Here is a 19,873-nt window from a genome sequence, read left to right as displayed (position 1 = left end):
AAATAACAAAATCCCCTCCAAATGCAGTGGAAACTGCACATTGAGAGGGGATTTTTTATATGCTTTAAGCCTTTAAAAGGAAACATATGCCGAGAACTGAGAACACTAGGGTTATAAGGAGTGTGAAGAGACCAGGCAGGCTTTCCATGATTGCAGAGCCTTCTTCGCTCTTGAACTGACGACTGAAATAGGGTTGGAGCATAAGCATAAGCATAAAAGATATGAGGCTGATTCCACACAACAACCATACCTCAGGGGAGGATTTGTCAACAAAACGGTCAGCCACATCATTGAAATTGTAGTGGATTGCTACATTCCTAGGCATTCTCGGATACATGAAAAGGTAGATAATGAAAGGCAAAACAGAAATAAGAAAAGACAATACATTAGAAAAATTTAATTTACTTCTCATGGAAATCCCCCTAATATGCTAAATCGATCCGCATTATACAGATATCAGCAGTCTATATTTTTATACCTATGGCTTAGAAAGAGAGAAGTAACAAAACTAATCATCGTCGGTAAACAAGAAGCGAGCACCATATACACATTAACTTCTTGTCCTAATCCTATAGCGATCCCGATTAAGCCAAAGGCTATCCAAATATAAGCAGAGATACGATGCGTCTTCTTCCATGCCTTTTCATTCGAAAGCAGCCAACGGAACTTACATCATAATTACCCTTATTCTCCATCCCGCCAAACCCTCCATATAACAAGAATTGAGTGACTCCTCTTTATTATGCATATTTCCCAATACCAAAAATGGAAGAAACATCACAAAAACAAAAAGCCGATCCCTCAGGACCGACTTCTCACCCTATTCTCCTATTACCTTATCTTCACACCACCAGTTACTTCGAAATATCCAGAAAACCCTCTCCGAACACGTCCCGCACGTCATGAATGGTGATAAATGCTGCTGTGTCGATGGCTTTCACTATCTTTTTGAGCGCCGATACCTCTTGTTTACTAATGACGATATACAGCACTTCTTTTGGATTTTTAGTGTAATAACCGTGGCCTGACAGGACAGTAACTCCACGATCCATTTTCGTAATGACCATCTCGGCAATTTTATCTTGGTGCTCCGAAATGATCATGACCGCTTTTTTGGGGTTCAGTCCTTCGATCATAAAGTCCATCACCTTCGTACCAACGTACAAAATAACGATAGTTAGCATCAATTTTTCCGGGCCAATAATAAAATAGGAAGAGAATGCGACAATCAAATCAAAAAACAGCAGGCCATAACTGATATTCCAATCCAGATACTTGTTGGCAATCCGTGCTAAAATGACCGTACCCGCCGTAGTGCCGCCTACCCGTACGATTAGGCCTATGCCAACCCCCACCAAAACTCCGGCAAATACGGCATTAATCGTCGGCTCATGCGAATCAATCCGCCAGTTGACTGTTAAATGTAAAAACAGCGAGTTAAAAGCGACCGCAATGATAGTGTACAAGGTCGTTCTCTTGTCTAAAAATTTATATCCGACAATCAGCAGCAAGCCATTAATCACCAGATTAACGATCGAGGGAGACCACTGAAACAGGTAGTACAGGATGATTGTGACCCCTGTAACGCCCCCCTCGCCAAACTCATTCGGGATCACAAACAGATTAACAGCTAGCGCGAAAAAAAACGCACCCAGAATAATAAATGCGATGTCTGCAATACATTTTTTCATATATGCTCTAATCCTCTCTCTAACATTTCAAAGGATGAATCGCCAGATCGATTGGCTGACTCTTGTTGTCAAAATACGCTGACAACCAGTTCATGGTATCTACTACCAAACATAAAGTCAATACAACTTTGACACTTTAATTCGCCACCAGACTGCCTCAATCCTGACTTGAGGAGTCCGCAAAACCCTCCTTTTACAAGGTTATTCGACAAAAAAAACACAATCCCGACTACTAAACTAAGAAAACGGGCCTCAAGCCCTTGTTTTAGACCTAGGCACATTTTCCCCTAAAACGACCATCCTCCTAATCGGCATTTTGAACACACATGACCATCTTCCTGTTTTATGTCAAAGGCGTTTTACTTTGAAAAAATGTGGGTATAATGATTGAAACATAACCAAGCAACCTACATAGCATTGCGACATCAAGTACATACAAATAGTCCTATACAGACGTCCTAAGCAACTCAATCTGAATTTGACAATATGGAATTGGAGGAATGATCTACATGAATACAATGAACTTAACCGTCCACACCCTGATGCCCTTTCACCACCAATACCAACGTGCCAACGCGGTGAGTATGCAGAAGAAAGAAGATAGCTCGGAGAAGAAGCTCAGCTTTCAGGACATTTTGAATGAAAAAATGGGTAAAAAATAAGGCGCCGTTTATCCGGTTGCATGACTCGCTTTACATAAGCCAAAAAGCCGTAGTTTCCTACATCGACTGTAGAGAACCACGGCTTTTTTTGATTCATGCGTTCCTAAACTCACACATTCGTTTTACTGACCGCCATCCCGATACTGCTCTGCCTTCTCACGCATCCCAGCGGCCACTGCTTCTTCGGTGCTCAGCCCCTTATCCGCTGCATAGGCGCGAATGTCCTGCGTGATGCGCATACTACAAAATTTGGGGCCGCACATCGAGCAAAAATGTGCTTCCTTGGCTCCCTCTGCTGGTAGCGTTTCATCATGGTAGGACAAGGCCCGCTCGGGATCAAGCGACAGATTGAACTGATCCCGCCAGCGGAACTCAAAGCGTGCCTTGGACAAAGCATCATCCCGCTGCTGCGCCCGTGGATGGCCCTTCGCCAGATCGGCAGCATGTGCCGCAATTTTGTAGGTAATGACACCCTCACGGACATCATCCTTATTCGGAAGACCCAAATGCTCCTTAGGCGTAACATAGCACAGCATGGACGTCCCGAACCAACCGATCATCGCCGCCCCGATGGCTGAGGTAATATGATCATATCCGGGGGCAATATCCGTCGTGAGCGGTCCCAAGGTATAGAAAGGAGCTTCCTTACAAATCTCCATTTGCAAATCCACATTCTCTTTGATTTTATGCATAGGGACATGTCCCGGCCCCTCAATCATGACCTGAACATCATGCTTCCATGCGATTTGCGTTAGCTCGCCCAACGTTTCCAGCTCTGCAAACTGTGCTTCATCATTCGCATCATAGATACTACCTGGACGTAGACCATCCCCGAGAGAAAAGGCCACATCATAGGCTTTCATAATTTCGCAGATTTCTTCAAAATGTGTATACAAAAAATTCTCCTGATGGTGCGCAAGGCACCAGGCTGCCATGATCGACCCGCCACGGGACACAATTCCCGTCATTCTATTCGCCGTCATCGGTATATACCGCAGCAATACACCCGCATGAATTGTAAAATAGTCCACTCCCTGCTCCGCCTGCTCGATCAGCGTATCGCGATACAACTCCCACGTCAGCGCTTCTGCTTCGCCGTTCACCTTTTCAAGTGCCTGATACAGCGGCACAGTTCCAATCGGTACAGGAGAATTCCGAATGATCCATTCACGTGTGGTATGGATATTACGGCCTGTGGATAGGTCCATAACTGTATCCGAGCCCCAACGCACAGCCCAGGTCATTTTCTCCACTTCCTCCTCAATCGAGGAGGTAACCGCAGAATTACCAATGTTCGCATTGATCTTCACGTGAAAATGACGCCCAATGACCATCGGCTCACTTTCCGGGTGATTGATATTCGAAGGCAAAATGGCTCGTCCAGCCGCCAATTCCTGCCGTACAAACTCAGGCTCCACCCCTTCGCGGATCGCCGCAAATTCCATTTCGGGCGTAATGATCCCTTGCCGTGCATAATGCATTTGCGTCACTGTACGACCTTGCGAAGCACGAAGCGGACGGTTGGTCACGCCGGGAAATTCAACTGTCTCCCGTTTGGAGCCAGGTTTCAGTCCATTATCCTCCGGTTTGACGGCGCGTCCCTCGTAAGCCTCCACATCGCCCCGTTCCAGTGCCCAAGCTCGCCGTAATGGAGACAGGCCCTGACGGATATCGACCTGATAGGCTTCGTCAGTCATGGGACCGCTCGTATCGTACACACGCAATGGCTCATGATGCTCCGTGCCCTGCGGCGTATGTGTAGGATGGAGAGCAATTTCGCGCTCTGGCACGGCAATGTCCGGCCGCGAGCCTTGAATATATACCTTACGGCTCCCTGGAAAGGGCGTTACCCCACTGGCTTGCTTCCCGTTTGTTCTCTCTACCTCAACTTCCCTTGTTCCTGCCAACCTTACTTCTGCTGATTTCAATTCTGTTCCTTTTGTTCCTTCTACTTCTGACGGCTTCATTGTCCATTCCTCCCGTTTCGATGAAATGACACACCGATCCGGAACCATTCCCAGGGTGGCGCTGATCTATGCAAAAAAGCCGGTTCCCGAGGGAACCGGCTAATCTAACGAGGCTGCTATCCAGACCGTGCACATGTGGAATAATCCTATTCCAATGCGTCACCGTAGACAGCAGCTGCGTATACATTTCAATGGCCGATTACTTCCCTACGCTGGTATGATCCAGATCAGGTGCAAAGGGTCCGGAATCTTACACGATTCCATCTCAGCCCGGCATTACAGGCTCCCCCAGTAACTGCGATACTTCTATTCACATGAGGCGGACATAACAGACATCCCGCCATCCTTATCAGACTACTTCAAATTTATGACTTTGGCAACCCTTCTAGGTTCCATTTAGCAAGAAGACGCTCCTCATCAAATCACTCTGCTTGCTTCAACTGCATTCATTCTTGTTACGGAAGCATAAGCCCCATTTCCTTAGCCGCTTCGATCAAAATCGGAGCAAAGTCATGTAGCGTCTCGGGTGCAAGCCGGCTGACCGGACCGGATACAGATAAAGCCGCAGTGACCTGTCCCTTCCGGTTCACAATTGGTGCGGCCACAGCAGCGGCCCCTGGCTCCCGTTCTTCATAGCTGGTCGCATAGCCCTTCTCGCGAATGTCCTGCAGCTGGGCTTTATAGACCTCCGCGTCTACCGAGTGCGGCCATTCATTCCCGCTTAGCAGGGCTTCCAGCTCCTGCGGCGGCATAAAGGCAGCCAGCACCTTACTGGAGGCTCCTACAGCCAGCGGCATACGCGCACCCACAGGCGCAACCCTGCGGATCGCCTGATTGCTCTGCACGGCTTGTATGCGAATACGCATGTTGCCGTCCCGTAAGTACAAGCTGACCGTTTCGCCCAGACGGTCACGCAGTCCTTCCATTGCAGGCTGTAACAACACCGCCGGCTCGTCACTTTGGGACAAATGTGTGGATAGCTCCCAAATGCGGAAGCCAAGTCGATATTTTTCCGTTTCGGCATTCCGAACGACAAAGCCACGATCCTCCAACGTAGTCAGCAGCCGATGAACCGTGCTTTTATGTAGGCCAATTTTGGAGGCAATCTCCGTTAGGCCAAGATCCGAATCTGCGGTAAAACACAGCAATATATCAAGTGCACGCTCTACAGCGCGAACGGTTAATTTACGGTCTTCCATTCGTGAACCGCTCCTCTTGTCTCCATATTCGTTTCACACTATGAAACATGGTTACATAAATTATATAGAATAGTCGCGGCTACTGTAAACCGATGTTTTTGTGACAACCATATTACAGAACGAGAACAAACATCGACAATTCTTTGCATCATTTTTACTTTTCCGGTTCAGGCGTTGACTTTGGGTAACCCCCATCATACGATAATAGGTATCTATACGGATATACACTATCATTTTCAAGTGGAATTATACCTAAATTCTATGAAACGAAGATCAATTTTATATAAGGAGGCTCTTACATGATTTCTACATCCCAGCGCAACTCTCAGCTACAGACCGCTGTTCAGGAGCCGTCCACCCCACTCTTTAATCCCCGTCTGCTGCGGTTCAAGCACGTTGTGATTGCTCTGCTGCTGTCGGTCGTTTTTTTTCTGTTGTTTTGTTTTATTGCCTTGCATGCTTACATCGCATGGGTACTTACGAATCCTACCGTCGCGCCGCTGTACTCTAATCCGATGCAGGCCAAAAACATGCCTTATGAGGAAGTCAGCTTCCCTGCCAAGGATGGTAGCCGCATGGTACAAGGCTGGTATATCCCGGCGGATCAATCGCGGAAAACGATTATTTTCAGCCATGGTTATGGAGCTAACCGCGAAGAAAGCTGGATTCCCATGTATGATCTGGCGCATTATGCCCACAGTTTGAACTTTAATGTGGTCATGTTCGATTATGGATTCGCGTCACAAAACAGCAAATCAGTCGCAACCGGAGGCAAAGCGGAATCCCAGCAGCTTCTCGGAGCGATCCAGCTTGCGAAGCAACGCGGCTCGTCGGAGATTATCGTATGGGGCTTCTCCATGGGGGCAGGAACCGCTCTTCAGGCGGGCTTGCAAACCAAGGATGTGGACGCAATGATTTTGGACAGCACTTTCCTGTTGGAGCCGGATACGCTGTACCATAACATTCACAATCAAATTAACCTGCCAAGACATCCGTCTTTGGAAATTCTGGAGTTGCTGTTTCCAGTATTGAACGGCACCAGCTTGCATCAGATTCCATATCAGGAGGTTAAAAAGGAAAACTATCCGTTCCCGATCATGTTTGTGCATGGTACACAGGATGAAAAGGCTCCTTATCCTATTGCGGAAAAGCTCGCTGCCAATCAAACCAACCCACTTTCCAGTGTATGGATTGTCAAAAACGGGATACATGAGCTTATTTTCAGAGAGCATCCCCGTGAATATCTACGGCGGGTATCGACGTTTCTAAGCAGTGTACAGGAGCTGGAGGACAAGAAAACGATCGCTGATGCCCACAAACAAACGACTACGAAGTAAAGAATTATTTTTCGAAGAACTGTATATTCTATTGTTCGCCTTGAAGAAGCCTGCCTATGGACACTTAAACCGTGCCGTAGCTGGGCTTCTTTTACGTTTTCCATGGGTATTCATTGTTCTACGTAACAGAGATGGCCTAATTGCAGGAGTTTATAGACATATTCCCGATGAGACCGCGAATATACTGGGTACGTATGCATCCAGGGCAGATCTGCCAGATCCGCCGGATAGCCATAGTGGGATACGGGAGGTATAAAACGATGCTGAGTACTTATGGGTCTTTCCTGCCCTTACGTGTGCTGGAGGAAATTCGGCATTGGAAGCAGCAGGAAAGTTGGCATGTGGAAGTGATTAAATCCGCTACCGAGGGACTGGAGCCTACTTATGTACGGCTGCTGGATGATTGGCGGACTGTATTCGAACAGACGGAACGCACCGCCATAGAGTTGCTTGAAGAGCAACGGAGCGCACTTGATCCGGCAGATCAGGCGTGGCATCAGGAATGGAAACAGCTGTCGGCTGCCCCACAAGCACATACACACGAATTCACTGAACCTCCAAAACAGTCAAGGGGATTAGACGCATCATCATCTGTAAAGATGCCATCGTCAGAGTCAGCATTAAACGCTCAGCCTGACTCACAAGAATTAAATCGTCGATTGGACGATTTGCTACAAACCGCAAACCGCCAGTCACAGGAGTATGTACGGCAGCTCGGTCTGCTGAGCGAGCACAGTCATGCATTGCGTCAGCAGCCAAAATCCGCTGGAGTTGTATTACACGCGGCACATGAAAGCCAATATTTCCTGATCTCGACAACCCCCTTTCAAGAACCTGGCTCCATCGCAAGGGCTGCTGGGTTGTATCATGTAGCGACAGAGGGTGAGAATTACCCAGAGGAAGCGTTTCGAGAACGTCAGGCAGGCATAAGGGGAGAAGGCACATGGACGACTAAAGGCGTCAAATCCAGCCAGGCTCAACCTTCGGCAACGGAAAAAACCTCAATCGGCCGGTCGGTTCCTATTGGAGGACATCGACTCCCACCGCTCCCTTACCCCTATAATGCGCTTGAACCGTATATTGATGAGAAAACGATGCGTATTCACCATGACAAGCATCATTTGAGCTATGTGAATGACCTAAATAAAGCGGAAAAAAAGCTGGAAGAAGCCCGAAAAACAGGTAATTTTGATCTCGTAAAACATTGGGAACGCGAACTGGCATTCAACGGCGCAGGCCATTACCTGCATACTCTTTTTTGGACGATCATGAGTCCTCAAGGCGGTGGAAACCCAAGCGGACCGCTGGCTGAACAGATTAAAAAAGATTTTGGCAGCTACGATGCATTCAAAAAACAATTCAGTTCGGCAGCCGAAAAGGTCGAGGGTGGCGGCTGGGCGATCCTGGTATGGAGTCCGCGCGCGGGACGGCTTGAAATTTTGCAGGCCGAAAAGCACCAGAATCTGACTCAATGGGAGTCCATTCCGCTGCTGGCGATAGATGTGTGGGAACACGCATATTACTTAAAGCATCAAAACGAGCGCAACAAATACATTGAGGATTGGTGGCATGTCGTTAACTGGCCTGAAGTGGAAGCACGCTACGATCAAGCCTCCAAGCTGAGATGGCAACCCTTCTAGAGGTTGTTCAAAAAGTCGTCTTTCCATAACGAAGCTATTCAAGAAGCGGATTCGACGTCGAATCTTGAATTCAGCCGGGCCTTCCGTTGCTCACGTAGATCTGTCTACGCTCCGCTACTCAGTCCCTAGCTTCATCCAACTTTCTCGGTCCTGAAAAGCCGACTTTTTGAATACGCACTAATAGGCTTCTAAGCTAAAGACAAACTACACCTGCAAATCGTATCGCTCTCTGAGCGCTGCCATTTGTTCGGTCCATCCTTCCGGTTGTACCAGCCAACTATCGGCAGGTAAAATGACTGTCTGGCTCTCGACGACACGACGCAGAGATGCCGTGTACGCCTCAACAGACGGCACTCCAGCCAGCTCTGCCAGGCTACCCATCGTTGCCGGATTCACCCGGGGGTAATCCTGCTGCTGCACGCCTGTCGACGTATCTCCGGCTGCCTCTGTATAGAATTGCTGTACCGCCTGTGCACGCTCTGCACCGCTGCCCTCAATCATCACGAAGGCTGTGATGATATACGCCTTGGCTTGACGTCGCTGTGCAATGCCGCAAAACTTGCGGCCCCGGACGCTGACATCGTAATCCCCGGGACAGAAGGACCCGGGGATTTCTCCGGTCTGCGCCTCGCCAGACCACGGAACCAGCGCATCGGCTATTAGCCCTGCCATGAGCCGAAAATCTTCATGCAGGCTGATGACCCGCTTTGGATTCGGCAGGATCAAGGACAGGTTCAGCATCCCCCTGTCCAGCATGACGGCCGCTCCCCCCGAGGGGCGTACGCATACCGAGGTTCCCGCGTTGCGCACTCGCTCCATCGCTTGTGGGGCGTAAGGGAGCCTGCGGTCCCGGTGACCAATCACAAGCGCTGACGGATGCCGCCAAAGATGCAAAATGGGTGCAGCTCCTTTCCCTACTTGCCGACAGGCCAGCTCCTCCCAAGCCAGCGGAGACAAAACGTCCTCCTGAGTGTCCGCAAGTGGTGCTTCAAACCACTGCAACTCAGGCAAAGCTGTTGTTTTTTCTGTTGATCTATGTACATTCTCCATACGTTATCCCCTATCTATAAAAATAACTGTTATCCATAGGCTAATCGTAATTTTAAGGCGGCTATCCCGTCGTTTATATCTGATGTTAACAAAAAAAGATGGCTACGCCTATGCGTAAACCACCCTTTTTTGTTCATCACATAAACGTCTTGCGATGTTCGATCAATCCTTAAGCAGCGACAGAAACTCTGCGCGCTGCGCTGCATCATCACGAAACGTACCGCGTACCGCAGACGTTACTGTTTTGCTGCCAGGCTTTTTGACACCTCTTGCACACATGCACAGGTGCTCGCCTTCTACGACTACCATAACCCCGTGAGCGGAGACCGCTTCATTTAAAATATCAGCGATCTGTGAAGTAATACGCTCCTGTACCTGCAATCGGCGGGTCACTGCCTCTACCAGGCGTGCAAGCTTGCTCAATCCTACAATTTTGCCGCTGGGTACATAGCCGATATGCACTTTTCCGAAGAAAGGAGCCATATGGTGCTCACACTGGCTGTAATAGACGATGTCCTTCACGATCACAAGCTCCTCGTGATTCTCGTCAAATGTCACACCCAGCGCATCCCGGGGATCAACCTCATAACCCGCAAATATTTCCTCATACATGCGCGCAACGCGTGCCGGTGTTTCCAACAACCCTTCACGCTTGGGGTCCTCACCGATCAGTTGTAAAATCTGCTCCACATGGTACTCGATTTTATCCCGGTTATCCGCAGCTTTGCGGTTAATATAATCTTTTACGCCAGCCACAGTAATCCTCCTCTATGCAGCAACCTCATGCGGCATCCGTACTCACGTTGCTCATTATTTCCGACGGCCCTGATTTTTACGCGGACCAGGCTGATTTTTGGAGAACTGTTGGTTCTTCATCATCTGCTGGGCTTTTTGCATTTGTTTCCCATTCAGGTTGTAACCCATCTGTTTGGCCATTTTTTGCAGCGTTTCAGGGTCGTTTTGCATCTTCTCAAGCTGTTTACGAAGATAATAAGCACCGATGAAAAATCCCCCAACCAAACCAGCAATCAGGGTAATAATCGGAATGACAATATTCCACACCACGAAGTCGTCACCTCTGTATATTTATATGAAACATCTTGAATTACACACGAACCTATCATAGCAAAACATGGGACAGCTAGCAAATCACTTTTTGCAAACATATGTCCTTATTGTTTCTCCAAATCCAGCAGCTTCGTCTTAACTGGCAAGCCTCCAGCATAACCGACCAAACTTCCATTAGCACCCGATACCCGGTGACATGGAAACAGAATGGGTAACGGATTTTTGTTATTGGCTTCACCCACAGCACGTACCGCCTTGGCTCGTCCGATCGATTCCGCAATATCTTTGTAGGACACACTTTGTCCGTACGGAATATTTTGCAGTGCACGCCATACCTGCTCTTGAAAAGGGGTGCCTCTCAAATCATAGGCTATACTGAATTCCCGTCGTTCTCCGGCAAAATATTCACGCAGTTGATCCGCGGCTTCGCACAGCTTTTCCGGCTCCTGCACATAGACGTATTCCCCAATCCATGTTCGGGCCCATTGCTGAAGCAGTGCTTCCTTCGCATGAAAAACGCCATAGTCTATTCGACACAGCCCCCGATCCGTAGCGCACAGCGTTAACGTGCCCACAGGTGTCTCCATCTCATCATAATAAATGGTGGTTGGACCCTGTGAATCCCCGGCCGTTACTTCTGATTTTGATAATTCAGACGCCTTTTGCTGTTCTGCCTGCTCTTGTTCCTCTAGTTTGGAATGCGCTTGCGCGATCATTTCGCGTACTTGCTCATGTTGTTCCTTCTCTGATGCTTGCTTGATCGCTGTCATAGCGTTTTCCCCTCCTATTCGACTCAAAGCCCACGCCGCCGTGCCTCGCAGCTCAGGACGCGGATCATCCAATAAAACCTCCGTTAATTTGGGCACCGCACTGATATCTTTGAAATTGCCCAGTCCAATGACTGCATTGCGTTGAATGGGCTTCTTCCCCCGCCAAGCCGCCGCACTTTGACCAAATCGGTCTTTGAATTCACGGTTGCTCAAATCCAATAACGGCAGCAGCAACGGCTTCACAATTTCAGGATCGGGTGTAAGCTCGGGATGGTGATCCCAGTTGAGACCCCGATTTTTGGGGCATACCATTTGGCAAGTATCACATCCGTACAGCCGATTCCCTATCTTCCGCATAAACTCCTCATCCAGAAAGCCCTTCGTTTGCGTCAAAAAGGATACGCACCGCTGGGCATTCAGCTGTCCAGGACCCACAAGCGCGCCCGTAGGACAGGCATCCAAACATTTGGTACATTCGCCGCAACCATCCGTTACCGGTTCATCTGGCTGGAAAGGAATGTTCGTCAACAGCTCACCTAGATAAATCCATGATCCCAGCGTCGGTGAAATCATCATCGTATTTTTGCCGCTAAAGCCAATCCCTGCACGTTCCGCAACGGCTCGATCCGACAGTTCTCCGGTATCCACCATATTTTTCATAATGGCATCAGGCACCCGCTCACTTATAAAAGCCTCAAGCTTTTCCATCGCTTCGCGTAGTACCAGATGATAATCTTTTCCCCAGGCTGAACGCGCCAAAATACCACGGTACTTCCCCTTGTCCGACTTCGGCGGGTCCTTCATTTTGGAAGGGTACGCCACCGCAATAGCAATCAGAGATGCAGGCTGTGAGCCATACAGCTCCGGGTAGATCCGCTTATCAATATCTGGCTCCTCAAAGCCGGATTCATAGCCTTTCGCACGATGCTCTTCCAATATAGCTTTCAGAGACAGAAAGGGGTCGGCGGATGCGAACCCGATGGAGTCGATACCCAGCCCTGGAGCTGCCTCAATAATTTCCTGCTTGAGCGAAGCCCAAGTCGAAGCGGTTCCGGCAGCCGCCTGAGTCAATCCGCGTTGCATCCGATACTCACCTCTCTTCCACTTTTTTATCATTACGGATATGAGGATTTTGCAAAATTCTCATATCTCAAATTTCAACAGAAAATAGCAGCAGATGCTACCGTAAATTTTTAACAGCACTGGTCGCCAGAAAATCACAGCGATTATTCAGTTCGTTGTCACTGTGCCCCTTAACCTTCACGTATTCAACCTCATGCTTACCCATCAGTTCCCACAGTTCTTCCCATAATTCCTTGTTCTCCACTGGCTGATTTTTACTGTTCCGCCAGCCATTACGAAGCCAGTTCTTAATCCAGCCCTGTTTGAAGCAATTGACGACATAGGCAGAGTCACTGTGTACTTTCACATGGCAAGGCTCCTTGAGCAGCTTCAATGCTTCAATCACGGACTTAATCTCCATACGGTTGTTTGTCGTCATTTTCTCGGCACCTGACAGCTCCTTACGATGCTCCCCATACAGCAAAACGATCCCCCAGCCCCCAGGACCCGGATTTCCCGAACAAGCACCGTCTGTATATACCATCACTTCTTTCATCATCCTCTTCCTTTCCTTGATTTCAGACTATGGTTGCTCTATAGCCATTTCCACTCAGATATCGGCCAAAATATAAATTCTGCACGTCCCAGTAAATCTTGAGATTTAATGCTGCCAAAATAGCGGCTATCCTTGCTTGCTGCAGTATGGCGATTATCTCCCATGACAAAAAAGTGCCCCGGCTCCACCGTAAAAGGACCATAATCACCATCCTCCACGTCAGAGTTGGTGTAAGGTTCATTTAGCAGTTCACCATTCACATACAAATGATTATGTTCAACTCGGATTACATCTCCGGGAATACCTATGACTCTTTTCACTAAAAATCTTGGGCTCGACAGCTTGGAATCGGGATCTTTTAAAATCACAATGTCCCCCCTGCCCGGATCTTGAAAATTATAAACCAGCTTGTTAACGAACAAATGCTGGTTTTCCATTAGCGTCGGCTGCATCGAATGTCCTCTGACCGTGGACAAGTTAAATACGAACAGGTTCAGAAGCAGCAAGACGACCATGGCGATCAGAAGAGTGACTAACCAATCGCGTATGTAACCAGAGCGACCTGCTTGTTTGGACGTTTCCGGCGAGGGAGGCGGGCCTGACGAAGGAGCCAAAGCGTCCATAATTAAACCTCCTCAACCCTGTTATAAATAGAAAAGCATATCCCGTACCCGATTGCAACGGTTACTCAGATATGCTCTAAATGTAAATATTATACTTAATATTATTCAATTCTCTTTATTTCGATTCCCGATTAATGAGGCGCCAAAATACTCAGCTTCTGAAAAGCCTGTAAAATCTGGCTTGCTCCATAGCCCATCGCTTCGTACAAAGGCATGGCCGCACTGTTATGCTTGTCCCCTGCTACCCAAATACGGCTAACCTTACGTTGCTGAAAACGCTGCTCCATGGACTCCACAAGCGATTTGCCGATTCCCATCCGACGACGATCCGGGTGAATAGCGATACGATAGTAACAACCATCATTCTGATCGATCGTGCCGATCAAAGCACCCACGATCTCTCCCTCTTCTTCTGCAACGATAATCAAACCGGAATCCCACGAAAGCTGACGGGCAAATGCTTTCACCGTCTCTTTGTAGCACTCCTCTGACAAGGCAATTTGCATGAGTTCCGTTACTGAGTTCACATCACTTAATTGAAAGGAACGAACGTGCATAAGTAATATCTCCCTTTTCGTAAGCATAATAAAAAAATTGAGACAGCACCGTCATTTTTACATAAATCCTTAAATTTCTTATCATGGTGTTAATCACAAGGCATTATGATAAAAATGCATACGATCTGCTATATATGAAATGAAGAACAGGAAAAGGGTGTATGCCCTCAAGTTCGTCATGTCATAGACATGACAGATTATAGCAGACGACAAAAAAGCCGAAATTTCTGCTTCCTTGACCATTAAACCATACTTTTTGACGGAATACATCCCTTTTTCTCATGTAAGCGCTGTATATAAAGCGTTTACATTTTAATGTTCACAATTTACCTCTTATTACCTATGTATTGTGTATTCTAAGCGGGTTTTTGGACATGCTATCTACCAGGCCGTATTGCCCAGTTTGCTATTTTACAAACAAAAATGTTGATTAAATAGGCTGAATGCGGTTTAATATAACTGTCGAGGGTATTATTACATAGGAACACTTACCCAACCATATAACCAGGAGGGATTTACTATGGCATTTCAATTACCAGAACTTCCTTACGCAAAAGACGCACTGGAACCGCACATTGATGCACAGACAATGGAAATTCACCATGATCGTCACCATAACACATATGTTACAAACTTGAACGCAGCTCTGGAGAGCGCTCCCGAACTGCAAAGCAAAAGCCTGGAGGATCTGATCTCTAATCTGGACAGCGTTCCAGAAAGCATCCGCACTGCGGTTCGCAATAACGGTGGTGGACATCACAACCACAGCCTGTTCTGGGAAGTTATCGGTCCTAACGGTGGCGGACAGCCAACAGGTGCAATTGCTGAAGCAATCAACAATGAACTGGGCGGCTATGACAAATTTAAAGAAGACTTCACTAAAGCAGCTACAACTCGTTTTGGTAGCGGCTGGGCTTGGTTGGTTGTCGGCAAAGACGGCAAACTGGCGATCACTAGCACTCCAAACCAAGATAGCCCGCTGTTTGAAGGTCTGACTCCGGTACTTGGACTGGACGTTTGGGAGCATGCTTACTACCTGAAATATCAAAACAAACGCCCAGACTACATTTCAGCTTTCTACAATGTAATCAACTGGGATGAAGTCAACAAACGTTACGCGGCTGCAAAGAAATAAGCCAGTAGCAACATTCTTATCCTATAATAAGGGCTGTCTCAAAAGTAGATTTTCTACGAATGAGACAGCCCTTTTGGCATTCCATGGTAAACTGGTGGAGATGATTCTCAAATATGGCTCTGGAGGTTGATGGATGCAGACTTTTTTTCGTTACAACTGGATGATTCGGGAACAATGGTACCGCTGGTGTGAAGAGGTGTCGCAGGAGGAATTACTGAAACAACGCGTCGGCGGAGTCGGCGGCATTCTAAAGACACTCTTTCATATCGTTGATGTGGAGTGGAGCTGGATTCAAACGATTCAGGGCAAACCCGACTTTCAGGAGGACTTCTCTCTGTATGATACGCTCGACAAGGTCCGTGAGCTGGATGCGAAGTTTCGACTCAATGTCGAGCCGTTCGTGCTCGCCTGGCATGATGGTCTGGAACGGAAAAGGTTTGAAGATCACCTCCCGGACGGCAGAATTGTAATGGATGCCTGGGGCGAGGTGATGCGCCATGTCATTGCCCACCAAATCCACCATATTGGGCAGTTGTCCATATGGTCTCGGGAGCTCGGCAAGCCTCCGGTTTCGGCCAATGTAATCGGCAAAGGGCTGATTGAAAGCGATGGTGGCATCGATTAGCTTTAACGAATGTACATGCATACCTATGTAAAGTTAGGGCCATCCTCGGTCGTTTATAACGACGGAGGACGGCCCTTTTAATTTTTCATCTATGCTCTCTTGTCCATTCCACAAATATTCTCTCCTTTAACCGTTTTCATAAAAGCTTAATTTTTTCAACCTGCTAATGTTCTTTTGGTTCAGGCTCGTGACCTCTTGCTCTTGATAGCACCGTAAGCCAATGTAAATAATGCTCCACATAACAGGGCAATAAGATGAGCGATAAGATAATTGATATGACCGTGATTATCCGACGCTGCAATTGCAAAGCCCGGAAGAGCCGTGGTTCCGAATCCTATGGCTGTCAGTTTACTTAAATATACATATGCTCCCGCAACCATTCCTCCGAGGCATCCAGCAACTAAGGGGAACTTATACTTTAAAGTGACCCCGAAGATCGCTGGTTCCGAGATTCCAAAAAGTACAGACCCGAATGCAGAGTAACCCATTTCTTTAACTTTAGTGTCTTTGCGATTCAAAAGAATATACCCCAAAACGGCGCCCCCTTGAGCCATCAAAGCTACTGATGCCAATGGGTTGATAAAATTTCTGCCTGTATCGGTTAACAGCTGCGCTTCTACCGCACCCATAACATGATGTAAGCCTGTAATAACAATGATCTGCTGAATGCCTGCAAAAAACATAAAACCGAATATTCCAAGATTTTGCGTCATCCAAAGCAGCGAAACGGTGACCAGACTGGCCAACTCTCGCCCAAGAGGGCCGATAATCGTGAACAATAGCAGGGAAGAAACAAAGACCGTCAGCAAAGGAGCCAAAAATAATTTAATCATGTCTGGAACCTTTTTGTTAAAAAACTGATCCAACTTGGCTACCACATATCCCATCATTAGAGCAATAATAATACCACCCTGAAATCCAACCAACTGTACGGGAAGGCCAAAAAGACTGATCGATTCCGGATTTTGACTCCCTTTAGCTACCTCAAAGGCATCCGCCAGGGCCGGATGCAGCATAATCGCACCCAGCACAAGCCCCAGAATAGGACGACCGCCATATCTCTTGGTTGCAGAATAAACAACAAGCAGCGGCAGGATGGTGAAAATACCCGTGGAAACGATTTGAACAAAGCGATTAATCCCTTGAAAAATTGGATACATCTCCACAATCGATTTAGGACCAAATAACCCCTTCTGACCTAACAGCCCGGTTATCCCCATTAACAATGCGGCGGCGAGAATTCCCGGCATGATCTCAATGAAGACATCTGACAGCGATTTAATGGCTTTTTGAAAAGGATTTTGCTTTTGTGCGGACTTTGATTTGACATCACTTAATGACATATCTTCTGTTCCGGTCAGTTTGGAGAACACGGCATAGATATTATTGACCAACCCTGCTCCAAAAATGATCTGCAGTTGATCCCCCGCTATGAAAACACCTTTAACCAGATCAATATCTTCAATCTTCTTTAATTCCGCTTTTTCATTGTCCTCAAGTACAATTCTTAATCTTGTGGCACAATGGGCCACACCGATAATGTTCTCTTCACCACCGATATATTTTAAAATTTCTTGAGAAATGTGCTTATACCGCTTTTCTTTTGCTTCCATCTAGTAAACCCTCCTCTAGCTGAATCAGATCTCTTCTTTAACAAATCTCCAGAACATGCCTAAAAAGTCCTGCTTCACCCTGGCAAGCGTTATGCCAACATGCATTAACTCATCACCGCCGAACAGCTCACCGGTTGCTACATTTCTATAAACGTAGTCTGGATTCAAACCTTTGAATTTTAACGTTTTAATCGCGGCAGCGGGTTGGGATAAAACCTTGAAATAGCTGGCCGCCATTTCCGTTTGGTCCTCCGACACAAAGTTCCATGCGGCTTCATTTTCATCAAACGGATTAATCATTCTGTAAAAATTTCCAAACTGAATGAGCGATCTCATTTCTTTATATAGAGCTATCTGTTTTTTCACCACTTCTTTTTCTTCAACGGTTAATGTCGTCAAATCCAGCTCATATCCTAAATTCCCGGCCATGGCGACATAACCTCTTGTCTCCAAGGGAGTTATTCTACCCACTTGATGGTTGGGTACTGTGGAAACGTGTGCCCCCATGGTAATTGGCGGGTAGACAAGACTTGTTCCCCATTGAATTTTCAGTCGGCAAATGGCATCCGTATTATCGCTCGTCCAGGTCTGAGGCATGTAATAGAGCATGCCGGCATCAAAACGGCCTCCTCCACTAGAACAGCTCTCGAATAAGACATTGGGGAACTTTGATGTAAGCTCTTCCATAATATTATAGAGTCCCAGGATATAACGATGCGCAGTCTCCCTTTGTCTCTCAGGTGGCAAGGCTGCCGAACCCACATCCGTCATGTGACGATTCATGTCCCATTTTACATAAGTAATTGGAACATCCGATAAAATATCGGAAACCGATTTAATAACGTATTCACACACTTCCTTCCTCGATAAATCCAACATAAGCTGATTTCTTCCCAACGTATACGGACGATCAGGGACATGGATACACCAATCGGGATGCTTTCTGTATAAGTCGCTGTCTATGGATACCATTTCAGGTTCAAACCACAAACCAAACTCCATACCCAGATTTCGAATGCGGTTTGCAAGATCCGGCAATCCATCTGGAAGTTTGCGACGATCCACCACCCAATCGCCTAATGAAGTATTGTCATCATCTCGTTTTCCAAACCACCCATCATCCAATACAAACAGCTCCACTCCCACACTTTGAGCTTCCTTCGCCAACTGCTCAATCTTGTTGGCATCAAAGTTAAAGTAGGTAGCTTCCCAGTTATTAATCAGGATCGGCCGTTCCTTGTCACGAAATGGTCCACGACATAATCTGTTCCTGTATAATTCATGATAAATTCTCGACATGCCGCCCAAGCCATTTTCGGTGTATACCATGACCACTTCTGGCGTTTGGAACGACTCCTCCGGTCCAAGCAGCCATGTGAAATCAAAAGGATTAATCCCCATCGTGACTCTAGTGTTCCGATAGGAATCTACCTGCGTCTGGGCCGTAAAGTTCCCGCTGTACACCAGATTAAAGGCGTATACTTCGCCCTGATCTTCATCTGTCCCTTCTCTTACAAGTGCCATAAAGGGTGCCTGATGAGGGCTGCTAGCGCCACGGCAGCTGTCTACCATTTGAATTCCGGGTACAATTTTTCGCCTTGCTATATTTTTTTCATTGTTATGCGCACCATACAAGGTAATGAGTTCATATTCATCATCTCGAAAATCCACACTGGCACTTAACGCTCTAAGCAGTTTTAGCTGTTGCCGACCTTCATTCTCGAAACGGACTGAACGGGTAATGACATCCCGCTTTTGATATAGGCTATAGGATAGTACAACCTTTACATCAATTAATGGGTCTTCAAGGACGATTTCCAGTGTTGCTACTTCGCCATCATCCTCTGCATACGTAGAAGGAAGCCCTTTCAATTTTGGTTTGCCTTGGAAAACCCGATGTTCTTTATACCGAAAATCGGTCACGGTAGAACCATTCTCCAATTGAATCTGATACGCAGGAATCCTGAAATCACTATTCCCAAATGACGGATATTCTTGTGGGATGGTATCCAGTGAAAAGGCTCGATCCTCGCCATCAGGATTGGGCGAAAATCCTCTATCCATAAAGATGATTTTATTGCTCCCCCGATAGTTCTGAATTTTCTTTCCCCAATACAGATGGGATAAATAACCACCTCGTATAACCTGCATGACATAACTGGTATTGCTGCCTTGTAAATGGAATAAAAGCTTTTCTTTATCGATGATTATAGCCATAGTGACCCCCTTGTAGCGCCAATAGTAATATTTTCAAAAAGTATAAATTATGTTGTTTGCTTATCGTTTACATTCTAATAATAATTGAATAGTTTTAATAA

At 46.9% G+C, this 19,873-nt stretch carries 20 protein-coding genes and 1 riboswitch; of the genes, 6 read left to right on the top strand and 14 right to left on the bottom strand.

Translation table 11 applies throughout. From position 1 onward, the window contains the following. Positions 1 to 64 precede the first annotated feature (64 nt). The 3 genes from MKX46_RS19375 to MKX46_RS19365 form a co-directional block, all read right to left on the bottom strand. The gene (locus MKX46_RS19375; RefSeq protein ID WP_341071650.1) at positions 65 to 412 is read right to left on the bottom strand and encodes a DUF1648 domain-containing protein; all 348 of its coding nucleotides are present in this window, start codon (positions 410 to 412) and stop codon (positions 65 to 67) included. A 44-nt stretch (positions 413 to 456) separates the two neighbouring features. Then, the gene (locus MKX46_RS19370; protein ID WP_341071914.1) at positions 457 to 657 is read right to left on the bottom strand and encodes an SdpI family protein; all 201 of its coding nucleotides are present in this window, start codon (positions 655 to 657) and stop codon (positions 457 to 459) included. 197 nt (positions 658 to 854) lie between these two features. Continuing rightward, positions 855 to 1,691 (bottom strand): YitT family protein, encoded by an 837-nt coding sequence (locus tag MKX46_RS19365; RefSeq protein ID WP_029515776.1) that lies wholly within the window; start codon positions 1,689 to 1,691, stop codon positions 855 to 857. Between the two features lie 509 nt (positions 1,692 to 2,200). Here MKX46_RS19365 and MKX46_RS19360 point away from each other — a divergent pair. Then, positions 2,201 to 2,353, top strand: coding sequence for a hypothetical protein (locus MKX46_RS19360; protein WP_010348453.1), 153 nt, complete (start codon positions 2,201 to 2,203; stop codon positions 2,351 to 2,353). A 122-nt stretch (positions 2,354 to 2,475) separates the two neighbouring features. Here the strand turns inward: MKX46_RS19360 and thiC are convergent, their stop codons facing one another. Both thiC and MKX46_RS19350 read right to left on the bottom strand, forming a co-directional pair. Continuing rightward, positions 2,476 to 4,320, bottom strand: coding sequence for a phosphomethylpyrimidine synthase ThiC (gene thiC, locus MKX46_RS19355; RefSeq protein ID WP_341071649.1), 1,845 nt, complete (start codon positions 4,318 to 4,320; stop codon positions 2,476 to 2,478). Between the two features lie 187 nt (positions 4,321 to 4,507). Beyond that, positions 4,508 to 4,620, bottom strand: a riboswitch (TPP riboswitch). Positions 4,621 to 4,775: 155 nt separating this feature from the next. Then, the gene (locus tag MKX46_RS19350) at positions 4,776 to 5,519 is read right to left on the bottom strand and encodes an IclR family transcriptional regulator (RefSeq protein WP_341071648.1); all 744 of its coding nucleotides are present in this window, start codon (positions 5,517 to 5,519) and stop codon (positions 4,776 to 4,778) included. Between the two features lie 299 nt (positions 5,520 to 5,818). On the opposite strand from MKX46_RS19350, the gene MKX46_RS19345 reads away from it, so the two are divergent. The 3 genes from MKX46_RS19345 to MKX46_RS19335 are packed head-to-tail and all read left to right on the top strand — an operon-like array spanning position 5,819 to position 8,496. Beyond that, complete coding sequence (locus MKX46_RS19345; RefSeq protein WP_029515779.1) at positions 5,819 to 6,856, top strand: alpha/beta hydrolase; 1,038 nt, start codon at positions 5,819 to 5,821, stop codon at positions 6,854 to 6,856. Beyond that, positions 6,828 to 7,112 carry a hypothetical protein gene (locus MKX46_RS19340; protein ID WP_341071647.1) on the top strand — a complete coding sequence of 95 codons (285 nt, stop codon included), beginning with the start codon at positions 6,828 to 6,830 and terminating at the stop codon, positions 7,110 to 7,112. Before MKX46_RS19345 ends, MKX46_RS19340 begins: the two co-directional genes overlap by 29 nt. A gap of 4 nt (positions 7,113 to 7,116) precedes the next feature. Further along, positions 7,117 to 8,496: a Fe-Mn family superoxide dismutase gene (locus MKX46_RS19335; protein ID WP_029515780.1), complete on the top strand. Its 1,380-nt coding sequence runs from the start codon at positions 7,117 to 7,119 to the stop codon at positions 8,494 to 8,496. Positions 8,497 to 8,700: 204 nt separating this feature from the next. On the opposite strand, the gene MKX46_RS19330 is transcribed toward MKX46_RS19335, so the two are convergent. The 7 genes from MKX46_RS19330 to MKX46_RS19300 form a co-directional block, all read right to left on the bottom strand. Beyond that, entirely contained in the window at positions 8,701 to 9,546 is an 846-nt protein-coding gene (locus MKX46_RS19330; protein ID WP_341071646.1) for a lipoate--protein ligase family protein, read from the bottom strand. A 162-nt stretch (positions 9,547 to 9,708) separates the two neighbouring features. Next, entirely contained in the window at positions 9,709 to 10,302 is a 594-nt protein-coding gene (folE, locus tag MKX46_RS19325) for a GTP cyclohydrolase I FolE (protein WP_013308743.1), read from the bottom strand. A 54-nt stretch (positions 10,303 to 10,356) separates the two neighbouring features. Continuing rightward, complete coding sequence (locus MKX46_RS19320) at positions 10,357 to 10,611, bottom strand: YneF family protein (RefSeq protein WP_013308742.1); 255 nt, start codon at positions 10,609 to 10,611, stop codon at positions 10,357 to 10,359. A 107-nt stretch (positions 10,612 to 10,718) separates the two neighbouring features. Then, positions 10,719 to 12,467 carry a tRNA epoxyqueuosine(34) reductase QueG gene (gene queG / locus MKX46_RS19315; RefSeq protein WP_341071645.1) on the bottom strand — a complete coding sequence of 583 codons (1,749 nt, stop codon included), beginning with the start codon at positions 12,465 to 12,467 and terminating at the stop codon, positions 10,719 to 10,721. A gap of 97 nt (positions 12,468 to 12,564) precedes the next feature. Further along, positions 12,565 to 13,002: a ribonuclease HI gene (rnhA, locus tag MKX46_RS19310; RefSeq protein ID WP_023986996.1), complete on the bottom strand. Its 438-nt coding sequence runs from the start codon at positions 13,000 to 13,002 to the stop codon at positions 12,565 to 12,567. 38 nt (positions 13,003 to 13,040) lie between these two features. Next, complete coding sequence (gene lepB / locus MKX46_RS19305; RefSeq protein WP_341071644.1) at positions 13,041 to 13,625, bottom strand: signal peptidase I; 585 nt, start codon at positions 13,623 to 13,625, stop codon at positions 13,041 to 13,043. 131 nt (positions 13,626 to 13,756) lie between these two features. Beyond that, entirely contained in the window at positions 13,757 to 14,182 is a 426-nt protein-coding gene (locus MKX46_RS19300; protein WP_160789290.1) for a GNAT family N-acetyltransferase, read from the bottom strand. Between the two features lie 520 nt (positions 14,183 to 14,702). On the opposite strand from MKX46_RS19300, the gene MKX46_RS19295 reads away from it, so the two are divergent. Together MKX46_RS19295 and MKX46_RS19290 are read left to right on the top strand one after the other, a co-directional pair. Beyond that, positions 14,703 to 15,317, top strand: a complete 615-nt coding sequence (locus tag MKX46_RS19295; RefSeq protein WP_029515786.1) for a superoxide dismutase — start codon at positions 14,703 to 14,705, stop codon at positions 15,315 to 15,317. 133 nt (positions 15,318 to 15,450) lie between these two features. After that, entirely contained in the window at positions 15,451 to 15,942 is a 492-nt protein-coding gene (locus MKX46_RS19290) for a DinB family protein (protein WP_029515787.1), read from the top strand. Positions 15,943 to 16,121: 179 nt separating this feature from the next. Here MKX46_RS19290 and MKX46_RS19285 read toward each other — a convergent pair whose 3' ends face one another. Then, a complete protein-coding gene (locus MKX46_RS19285; protein ID WP_340884340.1) occupies positions 16,122 to 17,555 on the bottom strand; it encodes a PTS transporter subunit EIIC in 1,434 nt (477 codons plus the stop codon). Positions 17,556 to 17,579: 24 nt separating this feature from the next. Continuing rightward, positions 17,580 to 19,772, bottom strand: coding sequence for an alpha-galactosidase (locus MKX46_RS19280; RefSeq protein WP_341071643.1), 2,193 nt, complete (start codon positions 19,770 to 19,772; stop codon positions 17,580 to 17,582). Positions 19,773 to 19,873 lie beyond the last annotated feature (101 nt).

Source organism: Paenibacillus sp. FSL P4-0113 (assembly GCF_038009305.1).
GTDB lineage: Bacteria > Bacillota > Bacilli > Paenibacillales > Paenibacillaceae > Paenibacillus > Paenibacillus polymyxa_D.
Note: the sequence above shows the minus strand (reverse complement) of the source record. Positions and strands in the feature narration are given on the sequence as shown.

Coding starts and splice junctions, on each gene's coding strand:
- MKX46_RS19375 (WP_341071650.1), bottom strand. CDS start 412: ATGAGAAGTAAATTAAATTTTTCTAATGTATTGTCTTTTCTTATTTCT.
- MKX46_RS19365 (WP_029515776.1), bottom strand. CDS start 1,691: ATGAAAAAATGTATTGCAGACATCGCATTTATTATTCTGGGTGCGTTT.
- MKX46_RS19360 (WP_010348453.1), top strand. CDS start 2,201: ATGAATACAATGAACTTAACCGTCCACACCCTGATGCCCTTTCACCAC.
- thiC (WP_341071649.1), bottom strand. CDS start 4,320: ATGAAGCCGTCAGAAGTAGAAGGAACAAAAGGAACAGAATTGAAATCA.
- MKX46_RS19350 (WP_341071648.1), bottom strand. CDS start 5,519: ATGGAAGACCGTAAATTAACCGTTCGCGCTGTAGAGCGTGCACTTGAT.
- MKX46_RS19345 (WP_029515779.1), top strand. CDS start 5,819: ATGATTTCTACATCCCAGCGCAACTCTCAGCTACAGACCGCTGTTCAG.
- MKX46_RS19340 (WP_341071647.1), top strand. CDS start 6,828: ATGCCCACAAACAAACGACTACGAAGTAAAGAATTATTTTTCGAAGAA.
- MKX46_RS19335 (WP_029515780.1), top strand. CDS start 7,117: ATGCTGAGTACTTATGGGTCTTTCCTGCCCTTACGTGTGCTGGAGGAA.
- MKX46_RS19330 (WP_341071646.1), bottom strand. CDS start 9,546: ATGGAGAATGTACATAGATCAACAGAAAAAACAACAGCTTTGCCTGAG.
- queG (WP_341071645.1), bottom strand. CDS start 12,467: ATGCAACGCGGATTGACTCAGGCGGCTGCCGGAACCGCTTCGACTTGG.
- rnhA (WP_023986996.1), bottom strand. CDS start 13,002: ATGAAAGAAGTGATGGTATATACAGACGGTGCTTGTTCGGGAAATCCG.
- lepB (WP_341071644.1), bottom strand. CDS start 13,625: ATGGACGCTTTGGCTCCTTCGTCAGGCCCGCCTCCCTCGCCGGAAACG.
- MKX46_RS19300 (WP_160789290.1), bottom strand. CDS start 14,182: ATGCACGTTCGTTCCTTTCAATTAAGTGATGTGAACTCAGTAACGGAA.
- MKX46_RS19295 (WP_029515786.1), top strand. CDS start 14,703: ATGGCATTTCAATTACCAGAACTTCCTTACGCAAAAGACGCACTGGAA.
- MKX46_RS19290 (WP_029515787.1), top strand. CDS start 15,451: ATGCAGACTTTTTTTCGTTACAACTGGATGATTCGGGAACAATGGTAC.
- MKX46_RS19285 (WP_340884340.1), bottom strand. CDS start 17,555: ATGGAAGCAAAAGAAAAGCGGTATAAGCACATTTCTCAAGAAATTTTA.
- MKX46_RS19280 (WP_341071643.1), bottom strand. CDS start 19,772: ATGGCTATAATCATCGATAAAGAAAAGCTTTTATTCCATTTACAAGGC.